Annotated in this window: 1 protein-coding gene and 1 pseudogene; both read left to right on the forward strand. The window is 66.8% G+C overall.

Annotated elements, in window-relative coordinates:
• Window positions 1-1,028: sugar ABC transporter ATP-binding protein (locus tag FJ980_RS31100; RefSeq protein WP_140547374.1), on the forward strand; the 1,028-nt coding region annotated here is incomplete at its 5' end.
• Window positions 1,025-1,586, forward strand: a pseudogene (locus tag FJ980_RS31105) (ribose ABC transporter permease); the annotation flags it as partial. The gene FJ980_RS31100 and the pseudogene FJ980_RS31105, both read left to right, overlap by 4 nt.

Below are 1,586 nucleotides of genomic sequence, written 5' to 3' on the forward strand. Positions count from 1 at the left end.
AGCCGACGACGTCGCTGACCTCGCGCGAGACCGAGCGGCTGTTCGAGGTGATCGCGACGCTGAAGGCGCAAGGCATCGCCATCATCTACATCAGCCATCGCATGGAAGAGGTCTACCAGCTCGCCGACCGCGTCAGCGTGCTGCGCGACAGCGGCTATGTCGGCACGCTGGAGCGCGCCGACCTCAGCGCCTCGCGCCTCGTTTCGATGATGGTCGGCCGCGATCTCTCGGCGTTCTACAAGAAGGATCACCGCCCGCCGGGCGAAAAGCGCGCCGTGGCGCTGTCGGTGCGCGGCATGTCCGACGGCAGGCTGCTGAAGGACTGCTCCTTCGACCTCTATCACGGCGAGGTGCTGGCGCTGGCGGGCCTCGTCGGCTCGGGTCGCACCGAACTTGCCAGGCTCATCTTCGGCGCCGACCGGCGCAGCGCCGGCACGCTGGAGCTCGACGGCAAGCCGATCGCCATCGGCTCGCCGCGCGAGGCGCTCGATGCCGGCATCGCCTATCTCACCGAGGACCGCAAGGAACTCGGCCTATTCCTCGACATGTCTATTTCCGACAACATCAACATGGGCGTGCTGGCCAGGGATGCGCGCGCCGGCGGCTTGCGGGACTTCGCCGCCGCCGACAGGCGCGCTGCGAAAGCCGTCGCCGATCTCTCGATCCGCACCCGCTCGGCGCAGGCCAATGCCGGTTCGCTGTCGGGCGGCAACCAGCAGAAGGTGCTGCTGGCCCGCCTGCTGGAGACCGAACCCAAAGTGGTCATCCTCGATGAGCCGACGCGCGGCGTCGATGTCGGCGCCAAATCGGAAATCTACCGGCTGATCGACAATCTCGCCAACAGGGGCATCGCCATACTGATGATCTCCAGCGAATTGCCAGAGGTGATCGGCGTCGCCGATCGGGTGTTGGTGATGCGCGACGGCGCCATAGCGGGCGAGGTGACGGCGTCCCGGGGCGAGGCGCTTCGCCAGGAAGCGATCATGGAACTTGCGACGGGAGCGGCCCAGGAAGGACCGAAGGGATGACCGACAGAACGACCGCGACGACGAGTGTGGATCAGGCGGCGGTCAGGAGCCGGCGGCTGCGCACGGCTCTCGCCGCGCTCGGCATGCTGCCGGTGCTGGTGTTGCTGGCGGCCGGCTTCCAGTTCATCAATCCGCGTTTTCTCACCGGCACCAACCTGTTGATCGTCACGCAGCAATCGTCGATCAACATCGTGCTCGCCGCCGGCATGACCTTCGTCATCCTCACCGGCGGCATCGACCTGTCGGTCGGCTCGATCCTTGCCGCTTCCGCAATGGTGGCGGTGCTGGTGTCGCTGGTGCCGGACTGGGGCCTGCTCGGCGTGCCGGCGGCCATTCTGGTCGGTCTCGGCTTCGGGGTCATCAACGGGCTGCTCATCGCCTATATCAGGCTGCCGCCCTTCATCGTCACGCTGGGCTCGCTCACCGCCGTGCGCGGCGTCGCCCGCCTGCTCGGTGAAGACACGACCGTGTTCAACTCCGACCTGCCGTTCGACTTCATCGGCAATGGATCGCTGTTCGGCGTTCCCTGGCTGGTCATCATCGCGCTGACGGTGGTGG

It is taken from the genome of Mesorhizobium sp. B1-1-5, from assembly GCF_006443065.1.
Lineage (GTDB): Bacteria > Pseudomonadota > Alphaproteobacteria > Rhizobiales > Rhizobiaceae > Mesorhizobium.